General features: G+C 68.2%; 17 protein-coding genes. 16 read left to right on the plus strand and 1 reads right to left on the minus strand.

Annotated features, from left to right (window positions below; genetic code table 11):
- The first annotated feature begins 2 nt into the window (after positions 1-2).
- The 11 genes from C9F11_RS38460 to C9F11_RS38520 all read left to right on the plus strand — a co-directional run bounded on the left by C9F11_RS38460 (position 3) and on the right by C9F11_RS38520 (position 10,277).
- Positions 3-278, plus strand: a complete 276-nt coding sequence (locus C9F11_RS38460) for a hypothetical protein (RefSeq protein ID WP_138964517.1) — start codon at positions 3-5, stop codon at positions 276-278.
- A 300-nt stretch (positions 279-578) separates the two neighbouring features.
- Entirely contained in the window at positions 579-797 is a 219-nt protein-coding gene (locus C9F11_RS38470; protein ID WP_138964521.1) for a hypothetical protein, read from the plus strand.
- A 1,532-nt stretch (positions 798-2,329) separates the two neighbouring features.
- On the plus strand, positions 2,330-2,818 hold the full coding sequence (locus C9F11_RS38480; RefSeq protein ID WP_138964525.1) for a hypothetical protein: 489 nt from the start codon (positions 2,330-2,332) through the stop codon (positions 2,816-2,818).
- A gap of 4 nt (positions 2,819-2,822) precedes the next feature.
- Positions 2,823-4,499, plus strand: coding sequence for a terminase (locus C9F11_RS38485; RefSeq protein ID WP_138964527.1), 1,677 nt, complete (start codon positions 2,823-2,825; stop codon positions 4,497-4,499).
- Positions 4,496-5,965 (plus strand): phage portal protein, encoded by a 1,470-nt coding sequence (locus C9F11_RS38490; RefSeq protein ID WP_138964529.1) that lies wholly within the window; start codon positions 4,496-4,498, stop codon positions 5,963-5,965. Before C9F11_RS38485 ends, C9F11_RS38490 begins: the two co-directional genes overlap by 4 nt.
- Positions 5,943-6,761, plus strand: coding sequence for a hypothetical protein (locus C9F11_RS38495; RefSeq protein ID WP_138964531.1), 819 nt, complete (start codon positions 5,943-5,945; stop codon positions 6,759-6,761). The genes C9F11_RS38490 and C9F11_RS38495 overlap by 23 nt, the downstream gene beginning before the upstream one ends.
- Before the next feature lie 63 nt (positions 6,762-6,824).
- Entirely contained in the window at positions 6,825-7,460 is a 636-nt protein-coding gene (locus C9F11_RS38500; protein ID WP_138964533.1) for a hypothetical protein, read from the plus strand.
- 20 nt (positions 7,461-7,480) lie between these two features.
- Positions 7,481-8,440 carry a phage major capsid protein gene (locus tag C9F11_RS38505; RefSeq protein WP_138964535.1) on the plus strand — a complete coding sequence of 320 codons (960 nt, stop codon included), beginning with the start codon at positions 7,481-7,483 and terminating at the stop codon, positions 8,438-8,440.
- 119 nt (positions 8,441-8,559) lie between these two features.
- Positions 8,560-9,474, plus strand: coding sequence for a glycosyltransferase family 4 protein (locus tag C9F11_RS38510; RefSeq protein WP_346347426.1), 915 nt, complete (start codon positions 8,560-8,562; stop codon positions 9,472-9,474).
- 9 nt (positions 9,475-9,483) lie between these two features.
- On the plus strand, positions 9,484-9,897 hold the full coding sequence (locus C9F11_RS38515; protein WP_138964539.1) for a hypothetical protein: 414 nt from the start codon (positions 9,484-9,486) through the stop codon (positions 9,895-9,897).
- A complete protein-coding gene (locus tag C9F11_RS38520; protein ID WP_138964541.1) occupies positions 9,897-10,277 on the plus strand; it encodes a hypothetical protein in 381 nt (126 codons plus the stop codon). The genes C9F11_RS38515 and C9F11_RS38520 overlap by 1 nt, the downstream gene beginning before the upstream one ends.
- A gap of 24 nt (positions 10,278-10,301) precedes the next feature.
- Here C9F11_RS38520 and C9F11_RS38525 read toward each other — a convergent pair whose 3' ends face one another.
- Entirely contained in the window at positions 10,302-10,598 is a 297-nt protein-coding gene (locus tag C9F11_RS38525; protein WP_138964543.1) for a hypothetical protein, read from the minus strand.
- Positions 10,599-10,672: 74 nt separating this feature from the next.
- Here C9F11_RS38525 and C9F11_RS38530 point away from each other — a divergent pair, with 74 nt between their 5' ends.
- The 5 genes from C9F11_RS38530 (at position 10,673) to C9F11_RS38550 (ending at position 12,887) form a co-directional block, all read left to right on the plus strand.
- On the plus strand, positions 10,673-10,960 hold the full coding sequence (locus tag C9F11_RS38530; protein ID WP_249402059.1) for an HK97 gp10 family phage protein: 288 nt from the start codon (positions 10,673-10,675) through the stop codon (positions 10,958-10,960).
- Positions 10,957-11,349 carry a hypothetical protein gene (locus C9F11_RS38535; protein WP_138964547.1) on the plus strand — a complete coding sequence of 131 codons (393 nt, stop codon included), beginning with the start codon at positions 10,957-10,959 and terminating at the stop codon, positions 11,347-11,349. The genes C9F11_RS38530 and C9F11_RS38535 overlap by 4 nt, the downstream gene beginning before the upstream one ends.
- Before the next feature lie 76 nt (positions 11,350-11,425).
- Entirely contained in the window at positions 11,426-12,010 is a 585-nt protein-coding gene (locus tag C9F11_RS38540) for a phage tail protein (RefSeq protein ID WP_138964549.1), read from the plus strand.
- 122 nt (positions 12,011-12,132) lie between these two features.
- A complete protein-coding gene (locus tag C9F11_RS38545) occupies positions 12,133-12,486 on the plus strand; it encodes a hypothetical protein (protein WP_138964551.1) in 354 nt (117 codons plus the stop codon).
- A gap of 14 nt (positions 12,487-12,500) precedes the next feature.
- A complete protein-coding gene (locus C9F11_RS38550; protein ID WP_249402060.1) occupies positions 12,501-12,887 on the plus strand; it encodes a hypothetical protein in 387 nt (128 codons plus the stop codon).
- Positions 12,888-12,899 lie beyond the last annotated feature (12 nt).

Consider the following 12,899-nt stretch of genomic DNA (forward strand, 5'->3'; position numbering starts at 1 on the left):
CGATGAGCGATCCCGAGTACGGAGACATTCAGCTCACCCAACATCTCGGCATCGGAATCACCGTCGACGAGGCCCCGCGGCGGGCCAAGATGGACGTCGACCTCCTCGCCCAGCCAGGCCTCTACCTCCGTGTCGAACACGGCGACGTCGTCATCGCCGACCAGGTCGTCTACCGCATCACCGGCTACGACCCCGCCAACTGCACACTCGCGCTCGAACTCATCAAGGACTGGCGGCCCGGCCAGAAGGACGACCCCAACGCCGAGACACAGCCATGAGCGGCGGCTGGAAGGGCAGCGACCGGAAGAGCCGGCTACCGTCCAACTGGTCGAAGATCCGCGCCAAGGTCCTCGCCCGCGACCCGATCTGCAAGATCTGCTGCGTGAGGCCGAGCAGCCACTGCGACCACATCGAAGCCAAGACCGACGCCCACGCCGAAGACAGACTCCAAGGCGTGTGCGCCACTTGCCATGGGCTGAAGAGCAGCGCGGAAGGGAACGCCGCCCAACGCGCCAACCCGCGGCCCGGACGGACGAGGCCCGCCGAGCAGCATCCCGGACTCCTGTAAGGCGGTGCCCATGCCCGCCTACCTCATCGTCCACCCCGCCGGGCAGCGCCGCGAAGACATGCTCCTCGAAGACGACCAGCTCACCGTCGACTTCACCACAGGCTGGGCAATCTTCCACGACGGACACGGCATCTGCCTCGCACTCCCCGCCGAACTCGGAGCCATGATCCAGCGGGTAGACGAGCAGCAGGAACCGCAAGACCAGGAACCCGCGCCGCAGAAGGAGTGAGACCTGTGGCCAGCCGAGCCAAGTCCAACCGTCGCATCGTCGGACAAGGGCGCAGGTACTGGAGCGACAAGCCGACAAGCCGCGGCAAGGCAGCCGGCATCGGCTACGCGCCGCGCTCGGGATCTTTTACGCGCTGCGTGTCCCGGGTTCAGCGCTTCATGGGCCCGCGGGCGCGAGGGTACTGCGCGCTCAGGTTCCACGAGGCGACGGGAATCTGGCCCGGATCGAAGGCCAACCGAGGCGCAAGTGGTCGGCGGCGCTGAACTCCCCGACTGCCAGAGGCGGATGAGAACCTGAAACGAAGAGCCTCGGCGAGTGCGCTCACACTCCCGAGGCATGGCCGAACCTGACACGACAGGAACGACATGACCAACGCTACACGTGCGTGCGCGTACTGCGACGCGCCCCTCACCAACCCCCGCCGAGTCCAATGCGGAGCCCCGGAGTGCAAGCGCCAGCACCGCAACGAACGACAGCGGGAGTTCCAGGCCAAGCACCGGGCGGCAACCGGGCGCAGCTACAGTCGGCGATACGATCGGCCGCGGACGAAGGCGTACCCGATCACGTGCGCTCAGTGCGGCCGGGAAGCCACGGTCACCAAGACGACCTCTCGCTACTGCACACATCAGTGCTTCTACGACGCCAAGTACGGACAGGGGCGCCCGCGCGAGAAGTACGTTGGCATCGGCAAGGCCGAGTATCAGGCCCGCGAGCGCGCTAAGACCCGCCGACGTCGAGCCGAGCGCAGACTGCGCGCCTCGATGGCGGGCGTGCGTGGGGCAGGGGTGTGGTGTGCTGGGCGTTGTGCTCGCTGCGGAACGCACTTCCTGCGCAAGAGCACTACAGAGCCCACGGCATTCTGTTCTCGTCGGTGTCGGCAGCGAGCCAGCGCATCCCTGCGACGCGCATTGGCTGCCGGAGCCGAAGGAGGCTTCGTCTCTCGCTGGCGCATCTATGAGCGGGACGGATGGCTCTGCCACATCTGCGGAGATCCAGTGGACCGTGATGTCGTCGTCCCCGCCCCTCGCGCACCGGTTCTGGATCATGTCGTACCTATCGCCCGTGGCGGCCCCCACTGTGAAGAGAACCTCAAGACGGCGCACTTCTACTGCAACAGTGTCAAGCGGGACCTGGTGGACGGGTGGCAGGTGGTCGCCTGATGGTGGTCGGCGCCCATGTGGTTGCCGTCGGCGCGGGGCAGCAGGCGAGGCTCACTGGTGCTGAGGCCAGATGCGTTGCATGCAGGTCAACATCACGATGAAGGTTCCTCGATCGACGTTCAATGGTGAATGAGTCTTGATCTTCAAGTGAATCAAGATCGAGATGTTCTGAATTCAGGCGACGACGAGCCTGCTGGGCGCCTCGCACAGTCCGGATGACTAGTGGATCTCGATCCGGTGGGGCCGATCGTGGTGTGAATGAGATCAAGGTCCTGACCAGGGGATATGTCCCTGACCTGCGGTTTCTTCGGATCGGGGACGTGTACGCGCTGTCCTGATGTACAGGTCTGGGGTTTCAGGGAGGTGGTCCAAATGGCTGGTGTGGGGCCAGCGCCGAAGGATCCCTCCCGGCGGGCGCGGCGCAACAAGGAGGCGCAGCCTCAGACGATTCTTCGCTTCCAGCGTGCTGAGGCGCCTGAGCTGCCAGACTTCCGCATCGAGCAGGACGGCGACCTCGTCGAGTTCGTCTGGCCGGAGCGCACCCGTGAGTGGTGGCAGATGTGGGTCGACTCGCCGCAGGCGGAGCACTTCGGTTCCACGGACTGGGACTTCCTGCTCGACACCGCGCTCATCCACGCTCGCTTCTGGCGCGGCGACGTATCGGTGGCGGCCGAGCTCCGGCTCCGGGTGGCGAAGCATGGGGCCACGATGGAGGACCGGGCGCGGCTGCGCATGGCGTTCGCTGAAGCCGACGGCGCGGATGGCGGGCAGGGCTCGTCGGGCGCCGACGCCGCGAAGGAGCGGTACGCGAAGCTGCGGGTCATCAAGCCCGGCCAGGAGGGCGAAGCCTCCGGGGGGTGATCCGATGCCTTGGCGCGGACCCACTTACTCGGGCGAGATCCCGACTTTGGGCTACCAGGTTCTCGGCTGGATAGCGGAGAACCTGATCGTTCCTGACGGGCCAGCCGCTGGTGAACCACTGGAGTTCACCGACGAGCAGGCGATGTTCGTCCTGCAGCTGTACGCCATCGACCCGCATTTCTCGGGTCCCGCCATCGGCGGGCGGGCTCTTCGTAACGGGCGCCGTATTCGTCGAGCCGTCCTCTCTCGCCCGAAGGGTTGGGGGAAGTCGCCGCTGGTCGCGGCGCTCTGTCTGGCGGAGGCGCTGGCCGATGTGGTCCCGGACGGCTGGGACGCTGACGGGGAGCCTGTTGGGCGGCCTTGGACGACGCTGGGCTTCAAGGCGAAGGTGCAGATCGTTGCGGTCTCGGAGGATCAGACGGCGAACACGTGGGATCCCCTGCTGGAGATGGCCCGCGGCGGTCCGGTGCTGGACGCCTACGACATTGAGCCGATGGAGACCTTCGTCAATGTCCCGCGAGGGCGCGTCGAGTTCGTGACCAGCTCGGGGACCAGCCGGGAGGGATTCCGGCCGGTGTTCTCCGCGATGGACCAGACGGAGTCGTGGATTCCTTCGAACGGCGGACGGAAGCTGGCCGCGACGATCCGCCGCAATCTGGGCAAGGTTAACGGCTGTTCTGTCGAGACGCCGAACGCGTTCATTCCCGGCGAGGGGTCGGTAGCCGAGCGGTCGTTTGAGGCGTGGACGAAGCAGCAGGAAGGCAAACTGAAGTTGGATGAGGGCCTGCTGTTCGATCATCGCGAGGCTCCTGCTGAGACTGACCCCGCGGATGAGCGGTCGTTGATGGATGGCCTCGCCGTGGCCTACGGCGATTCGGCGGACAGGAGCGGCGGCTGGGTGAACCTGCGCCGCCTGCTTGCTGAGTACTGGGATCCGGATACGGACCCTCAGGATGCCCGGCGGTACTACCTGAACCAGGTCACTCACGCGACGGACGGATGGATCAGCCAACCGGAATGGGCAAGCGTCGCAGCCATCGAGAAGGTCGTGGCGGACCAGGACGAAATCGTTCTCGGCTTCGACGGTTCCCGTCGCCGCGCCCATGGCGTGACGGATGCGACGGCTCTGGTCGGCTGCCGAGTCTCGGACGGACATCTCTTCCTGCTCGGCTGCTGGGAGCAACCCGACGGGCCGTTCGGCCAGGACTGGCAGGTACCCACAGTCGAGGTGCTCGCGGCGGTCGAGGACGCTTTCCGCGAATACAAGGTCGTCGGGATGTACGCCGACCCGGCCAGGTGGGAGTCCCATGTGGCGAAATGGGAGGCGGACCATGGGCGCCGGCTGAAGTTGAAGGCGTCGGTGCAGCATCCCATCGAGTGGTGGATGACGGGCGGGCGGTCGAACCAGATCGTGCGGGCGTTGGAGAAGTTCCGCTCGAGCGTCGTCGACGGCGAGTTGTCCCATGACGGGTCGAGCGTGTTGACGAGGCACATCCTCAACGCGCGCCGCCGCGAGTCGCGTAGTGGCATTCAGATCATGAAGGAGCATCCCGACAGCCCCCGGAAGATCGACGCCGCAGTCGCGGCGGTGCTTGCCTGGCAGGCCCGTGTGGACGCGATGGCCAAGGGTCTTGGCCGTAAGAAGACGGGTAAGTCGGGACGGGTGGTGGTGCTGCGGTGACCCTCTCGATCCCTGAACTCCCGCTGCTGACGCTGTCGGACGACGAGCTTGCCCTGATCAACCTGTTGCGTGCGGACATGCTTCGGGACCGCTGGGCGCTGCAGTTGCGGGACGCCTACTTCAACGGCGAGCAGCTGGTTCGCGACCTCGGTATCAGTATTCCGCCGCAGCTCAAGGGTCTGCATACGGTGATCGGCTGGCCGCGTGTCGGTGTCGAGTCGCTGGAGGAGCGCCTAGATCTGGAGGCGTTCCGGTGGGCTGACGGCTCGGACTCTGCCGAGCTGGCCGAGATCGCCGAGGCCAACGACCTGTTCGACGAGTCGTCGCTGGCTCACCTGGACGCCCTGGTGTACGGCCGCGAGTATCTGGCGGTCGGCTCCGGTGACTGCGGCGACGACTGCCCGCCGTTGATCTCGGCGGAGTCGCCGCTGGACATGACGCTGCTGTGGGATGCGCGGCTGCGGATGGGGACGGCGGCGTTGCGGGAGTGCGCGGCGGACACGTTCGTCGAGGCGCGCCCTGAGGAGCGGATGCTGGTCCTGTACCTGCCGGATCAGACGGTGATGTGCTTGCCGTCGGAGTCGGGGGGCTGGGAGGTCATCGACCGGGACATGCATGGCCTGGGTGTCGTGCCGGTGGTGCGGATGGCGAACCGGCAGCGCACTGCCGACCGGGTGGGTAGGAGCGAGATCACGCCCGAGGTTATGTCGATCACGGATGCGGCGTGCCGGCGGCTGATGGGCATGGAGGTCGCCGCTGAGTTCTTTGGGGCGCCGCAGCGCTACATCCTCGGTGCGGCCGAGTCGGCATTCCAGGATGCGGAGGGCAACGCCAAGAGCGCCTGGGAGACGTACATCGGCCGGGTCCTCGCGCTGGAGCGGGATGAGGACGGCAACGTCCCCGCGGTCGGCCAGTTCGCGGCGCACGACCCGACGGGCATGACGAAGATCATCGACCTGTACGCCAGGATCATGTCCAGCCAGTTCGGGCTGCCGCCGCACATGCTCGGCTACACCACCGACAACCCTGCCTCCGCCGACGCGATCCGCTCCACCGAAGCCAAGCTCGTCAAGCGCTCCGAGCGGCGCATCCGCAGGTTCGGTGCGTCCTGGCAGCAGGCCATGAGGCTCGCTCTGTGGATCCGCGACGGCGAGCCGCCCGACAAGACGCGGCGCATCGAGACGGTCTGGCGCAACCCGGCGACACCCACCGTGGCAGCCCAGGTGGATGCCACGGTGAAGCTGGTGCAGGCCGGCGTGCTGCCCGCGGACTCGGACGTCACGCTGGAGATGGCTGGGTTCACAGAGGCGCAGCGGCAGCGCGTGGCCGCGGACCGGCGGCGGGCTGAGGGCCGGGCCGGGAGCAGCGCGCTGATGGACCGCCTCGCCGAGCTCGGCGCGAACGCCAACAGCCCCTCGGCGGCCGAACCGTCGGAGGCTGACCTTGGCATCGACGACCTCGGATAGCAGCACGAGCGTCACCCGCTGGCGGCAAGCCCAGCTCGGCCTGACCACGCTGCTCCTGCGGGATTTGCGCGGCCTCCGCCGCCTGATCAACCCTGCCCGTCTGCAGGTCACCGTGCCGACGTGGATCGAGGCGGTGGCGGCCCTGGTGGCCCGCTACTCCGAGGTCGCCGCGACACTGGCCGCCGACTTCTACGACGGCGAACGGGATGCGGCAGGCATGCCTGGCCTGTTCACGGTCCCCCTCACCGATGCCCCGCCGGACAGCCAGATGTCGAACTCGCTGCGGTGGGCCACGAAGGACCTATGGCCGCGCGATGAGGCCGCCGACGCGACGACCGCTCAGCTGGCGCCGTTCGACGTGCGGCTGGGCGCGGCGATGGCGAAGGCGGACGGGGCGGTGCAGAAGCTGGTCGCAGACCGCGGCCGAGCCACCCTGCGGCAGGCCGTGGGCGCGGACCCGCAGGCAGTTGCCTACGCTCGAGCGGCAGCCCTTGGAGCCTGCTCCTTCTGCAAGCTCATGGCGTCCAGGGGGCAGGTCTACCGGACCGCTGGCAGCGCTGGCGTGGAGGCCAACGAGCGCTTCACGGGCGATGCGTCGGTGGTGAAGTTCCACGACAACTGCCACTGCGTGATCATCCCAGTTTTCCGTGGCCAGCAGTTCGAGCTGTCGCCGCACGCCGCGGAGTGGGAGCGGCTGTACCGCGAGTACGCCCAAGGTCATCCAGGGGACCAGCTTCGCCTGTTCCGCAGGGCGCTAGCCGAGCACGACCAGTACCCGCTCCCCGGATCCAACTGATCAACGAGGTCGCCCTGGTGGCGGCCTTCCTCATTTCCACAGCCCCTGGAGGGCCGTTTCGTCATGCCCGAAGAGACCGAGCAGCAGGAGCAGCAGCAGGACACCGCCGCCGAGGCCCCCGTCGAGGAGACGGCGACCGAGGAGAACGGCACCGCCGAGCAGCAGGACGACGCCCCGGAGGCGGACTCCGACAGCGAGGAAGAGCCGTTCGACCGGCGGAAGTTCGAGGCTGCGCTGCGCAAGAAGAACAGCGAAGCCGAGAACCTCCGCCGGCGCTTGAAGGAGCAGGAGCCTCTGCTGGCCGAGCTGCAGCAGCGCAAGGACGCGGAGAAGTCCGTCACGGACCGTCTCAACGACCAGCTGGCCCGCGCGAACGAGCAGATCACCACGACACGTCAGCGGCTGGTGCGCACACAGGTGCAGGCCCTGGCCATGACTGGGTTCGCGGACCCGGAAGACGCGGTCGGCGCGCTGGATCTCGGCTCGTACATCGGCTCTGACGGCGACATCGACGAGGCAGCCATCAAGGCGGACCTCGACGCGCTCTTGGAGCGCAAGCCGCACTGGGCGAAGAGCCAGCCCCTGGAGGGCCCGCGGCGTCCCGCACCGGACCGCACTCAGGCGTCCGGCGCCAACAAGCAACGGACCCTCAACCCCGCCGATGAGTTCGCGGGGTTCATACAGGCGCGGCTGAAGTAGCCGCTGAAAGCGAGTAGGCCATGGTGGCTACGGCCCCTCTCAAGCTCTCTGACGTCAACGATGCCCTACTGCCCCGGACGCTCACCGGCCCGATCTTCGAGAAGTCGGTGGAGCAGTCCGCGGTGATGGCGCTGGCGCGCCGGGCGCCGCTGGCGATTGACGCGACGACGTCGGTGCCGATCCCGATGGACGTGCCGACCGCCGACTGGGTCGGGCAGGCGGCGAAGAAGCCGCTGTCCACATCGTCGGTGGGCGTGAAGCAGATGACCGCCAAGAAGCTCGCCGTCCTCATCCCGGTCGCGGAAGAGGTCGTGATGACCAACGCGGGCGGGCTGTGGACGCAACTGCAGACGGACCTGCCGACGGCGTTCGCGCGGGCCTTCGACCACGCAGCGATCCACGGCAAGACCATGAAGGGCGCGGCCGGGCCGTTCGACGACTACCTGGCCGAGACCACCAACTCGGTGGCGCTCGGCACCGCGTCGCAGAGCAACGGCGGTATCTGGGCTGACCTGGTGACCGGCATGGAGAAGGTCATCGACTCGGACTGGGACTACACCGGCACCGTCGCCGACCACCGGCTGAAGCCGAAGCTTCTGCTGGCCACCGACACGACCGGCCGTCCGATCCTGGTCGACACGACGACCCCGGGCACGAACATGGCGGCGGCGGGCACGCTGATCGGCGAGCCGCTCGCCTACTCGCGTTCGGTGTCCGGCAAGCAGCGCCGTCAGTCGGCGTCCAGCGACTCGGGTCTGCGCGGCATCGGCGGCGACTGGTCCCAGGCGGCGTTCGGCGTGGGCATGGACATCACGGTGAGGATCTCCAAGGAGGCGACCTACGTCGACGAGGACGGCGGCGTGCACTCGGCGTTCCAGGAGAACCTGGTGCTCCTCCTCGCCGAGGCCTTCTACGGCCTGGTGATCGGTGACACCGACGCGTTCGTCAAGTTCACCGGCACGCCGTCGGGCAGCGCCTGATGAGTGGGGCTGTCCCGGCTTCCGCGCCGGGCGGGGCAGCCAAGCCCCTTCAGATCGTCGCCCGTGTCCACGCGATGCCGCCGGAGCACAATGCGGGTGCCGAGCACATGCTCGTCTCCATGCTGCGTCCTCTGGTGGAGCGTGGCCACGATGTGTCGGTGTGGCTGTCCCGCTACGGCAAGGCCCACCGGGAGTACGAGTACCGCGGCATCAAGGTGATCCCGCTGGAGTCGCGGCTCGACTTTCCTTCGGCGGTGCGGCGGGCGGATGTGCTGCTGGGGCATCTGGAGACGGTGCCGTCGACGGCGTCGCTGGCCCGCGGATACGGCAAGCCGCTGATCGTGGTGTGTCACAACACGCACCCGCCGACGTTCCGGGACATGGCCGCGGGCGGGACCGCGCTGGCGGTGTACAACAGCCGGTGGATGGAGGCGGAGGCGGAGGTCTTCTTCGCCGAGTACCCCAAGTCCATCCGCCCCGCGGACGCGCTGATCGTGCGTCCGCCGGTGTTCGCCGACGAGTACGCGACGAAGCCCGGCAAGGCCATCACGCTGATCAACTGCAACCCGGAGAAGGGCGGCGAGGTCCTCGAAGCCCTTGCCGAGAGGTTGCCGGAGCAGCAGTTCCTCGCCGTCCGAGGAGCCTACGGGACACAGATCCTGCCCGACTTGCCCAACGTCGAGATCATCGAGCATGTCGACGGGCAGGACATGCGGGACCGCGTGTACGCGCGGACCCGGGTGCTGCTGATGCCGTCCTCGTATGAGTCGTGGGGGCGCGTCGGCTGCGAGGCCTTGGCCAGCGGGATTCCCGTCGTGGCCCACCCCACGCCGGGCCTGTGCGAGTCGCTCGGAGAGGCCGGGATCTTCGTGGACCGGGCGGACGTGGACGGCTACGAAGCGGTCCTGCGGAAGCTCGTGTCGGCGGCCGAGTACCGGCTGGCCAGCAAGCGGGCCAAAGCCCGTTCTGCCGAGCTCGACCCGTCCGCTGATCTGGCGGCCTGGTGCCAAGCCGTGGAGGCTCTGCCCGCATAGGAGGCTCCTGTGGCGTTCGAGCTCCCGACAGCCGAGGACCTGGGCCTGTACCTGGACCTGGACGAGATCAGCGGGGACCGGGCGGCACTGCTGATCCGGCAGGCCGTCAACCTGTGCCAGACCGTAGTGAAACCCCTCCCTGAGGGCGCCGAGGCCGTGGTCTTGTCGGTCGCTGGCCGGGCCTACACCAACCCCCAGCAGGTCTCCTACGAGACGATCGGCCCGATGTCGGTGCAGCGCCCGACAGGATCGGGCGGCCTGTATCTGACGAAGGCCGACAAGTCCGCGCTCAAGGCGCTCGCTGGCCGCGGGGGAGCGTTCACCGTCGACCCGACGCCAGAGACAGCGGATCCCTCGCCGACGTGGCCGATCGATGATGACGGGTTCGCGGACGAGTTCGAGCCGGGCTGGGGGTACTCCTGATGCCCGGACGGTATCCGTATGGGGAGACGGTGCGGATCCTGCGCACTGGCGCCTCGCCCGGGCGTGACCCGCGCGGGCAGCCCTTGCCGGGGCCCGACGAGTCCTTCGACCTGGAGGGCTGCGTGGTCACACCGCGTGCGGAGACTCCGCAGGTGGGCGGCGAACAGCAGCAGGGCCGGGACACCGTCATCGTCGGCTGGACGGTGTACGTGCCGAAGAGCCAGAAAGCTGCGGCGGCTCTGCCGCTGCGCACCACCGACAGGGCCAGGGTTCGGGGCGTCGCATGTGACATCACTGGCGAGCCCGGCGACTGGGGGCGCAGCCCGTTCACCGGCACACGGGGCGTGATCCAGTTCGCGGCCGACCGGGTCACGGGGTAGGCCGTGCCTGTTCGACGGCGGCGATCAGTTTCTCGGCCGCCGTGTTGCTGCTGTGGCGGATGGACAGGCTGTGTGGGTCGTTGTGCGGTGGTCGGCCGCCGTCCCAGAGGTCGTCTTCTCTGGCGCCGGCTGGGATCCGGGCAGCACGAACTGCACGTAGCCGTGGAAGAGCCTGCTGGCGGGCTTGTGGCGGGTGCCGGTGACGTCGGCGGCCCGGAGTCTGAACTCCTGAGCTCGCTGGCCCGGTGCCTTCTTTCTGATTGTGATCCATTCGCCGTCGAAGTAGATCTCGCCGAGTACGCCTTTGACCTGCATGTCCATGCCGCCCCCAATAGCACGTAGTGGAGGTGGCTATGGCAGCACGTCTCAAGGTCCGTCGTCAGGGAATCGGTGAAATGCTGCGAATGCCCGGCATGCAGGCGGAGATGCTGCGCCGCGCCGAGGTCATCAAGGCCGTCGCGGTGGCGACCTCTCCAGTTGACGAGCGCAGTCCGAACCCGGGGCACTACAAGGCGTCGTGGGAGACGGACAGCACGAGCCGCGGCGGCAGGCGCCGTGACCGGGCTGTTGCCTACGTCCGCAACACCTCCTACTACGCGCGGTGGGTGGAGTACGGCACCGAACGCGTACCCCCGCATCACGTGGCACTCCGGGCCGCGCAGATCGGCGGGCGGAACCAGTGACCGCCCTGATAGACGTCGAAGGCGAGCTCATCGCCCGCGCCGCCGATCGCTTCCCCAGTGCTGTGGTGCGCGATGAGCTCGACAACAACCTCGCCAACGAGCTCCCGACGATCCAAATCGAACAGGTACCGGGCGGCGGGGACGACGGTCTACGCCTCGCCCGCTACCTCGTCGACATCAACGTGTACGCAGCCACTCGCGTCGAGGCGATCGCCCTCGCCAACGACGTGCACGCCTGGGCCACCGGCGAGCTCCGCGGCTCCACCAGCACCGCTGCGGTGATCGGCCGCACTGGGGCTCTCACCCTGCCCGCGGCCCGCCCCTACGAGAACACCGGGCTCCGACGCGTCGGGGCCACCTACGAGATCTACCTCCATCCGGTCTCCTGACCGGCGGATTCGCGCCGAGTCCCCCAACCTCTGACCCCGCCGGTGTGCGGGGTTTTCGCATGTCTGGAGACCCCTCATGGTCAACATCACCCGCGCTGCGGATCTGACGGTCATCGGCGCGAATGGCGCCGGCTGGGTGGCGGACACCGGCACGGCAGCCCCGGCGGCACCGCTGACGCAGCCGATGCCGCCCTGGGAGCCGCTCGGCGCCATCAGCGACGACGGCCTCACCTACGGATTCGACGAGGACAGCCAAGAGTTCACCCCCTGGGGCCTCACCTCGCCGTTCCGCACGCAGATCACGAAGTCGGTCCGCACGTTCAAGGCGACGCTGTGGGAGACGGCCCGCGTCTCTGTCCAGTCGGTCATGTACCGGATTCCGGCGGCCGAGCTCGAGCCGGTCAGCGGCGTCACCTCCTTCGCCGAGACCGCCAGCCCCGTGCCGGACCGCAGGGCCTGGTGGTTCCTCGTCCTCGACGGCGACACGGCCCGCGGCTTCTACGTCCCCCAGGGTGAGGTGTCCGACCGCTCCGACGTCACCTTCAAGCAGGACGAAATGAGCGGATATGAATTGACCATCACCGCCTACCCAGACGCCGCAGGCAACACCGTCTACCACAGCGACAAGCTCCCGGCCACGCCCGACTACACCGGGTCCTGAACGGGCGGACGGGCCACTGCGGCAGCTCCACGGGCGAGAGGGCTGCCGCCGGGGCCGGGCGCGAGCCCCGGCCCGTCCGCCTCCACACCTCACGCGCCACCAACCCGTAGGAGATTCGCGCCATGCCCGCAACCAAGGCCCAACTCGACGCCGCTCGCGCACAGGAGCTGGAGGCCGACCTCGGCGACGACTACGTCACTGTGCCGCTCGCCGGGTACGACGGCGTCACCAAAGACGTCCGCACGCTGCCCGTGGGCCGCTGGAGGGCGTCGGCCCTGCGTGCTCTTAACCGGAGCGACTTCGATGGCTTCTTCGAAGCCGTTCTGCACGAGGACGACTTCGAGATCTACGAAGACCTCGACCCCACCGCGGAGGGTGTTCTGCACTTCGCCGAGGCAGTCGCCCAGGCCGGTGGTGATGATCTGGGAAAGTCCAGTCCACGGCGGCCCTCCTCGCGGAGCACGCGGAAGAGGTAGAGGCCGACCTGCTGGTGCTCGGTATCGACGTTCTGGACGTGCACCGCGGCCTCATGTCGTGGCGGCGCCTGCGGGTGCTGGTCGAGCATCTGCCGCCCGAGTCGCACACCATGACCGCTCTACGGAACCAGCTCTCCGACGAGGAGCTGGCGGAGCAGGCGGACAAGGGCGAGCCGGAGAAGGGCCGCTGGTCCCAGCAGGACCAGCTCCTGGCTGCGGTTGTGGATGCTCTGCGTCGCGTGGAGTACGTGCTGATCTGCGCGAACAGCGAGAAGCGCAATCACCCCAAGCCGCCTGAGCCGATGCGGCGTCCGGGCGCGAAGGCCCGCCCGGTGAAGCAGTCCCTCTCCGATGCTCAGGCGGAGCGCCTGTTCCGGATCATCAACGGGGGCGCGGCCTAACGCGGGAGGGGG

It is taken from the genome of Streptomyces sp. YIM 121038 (genome assembly GCF_006088715.1).
Classification (GTDB): Bacteria; Actinomycetota; Actinomycetes; order Streptomycetales; family Streptomycetaceae; genus Streptomyces.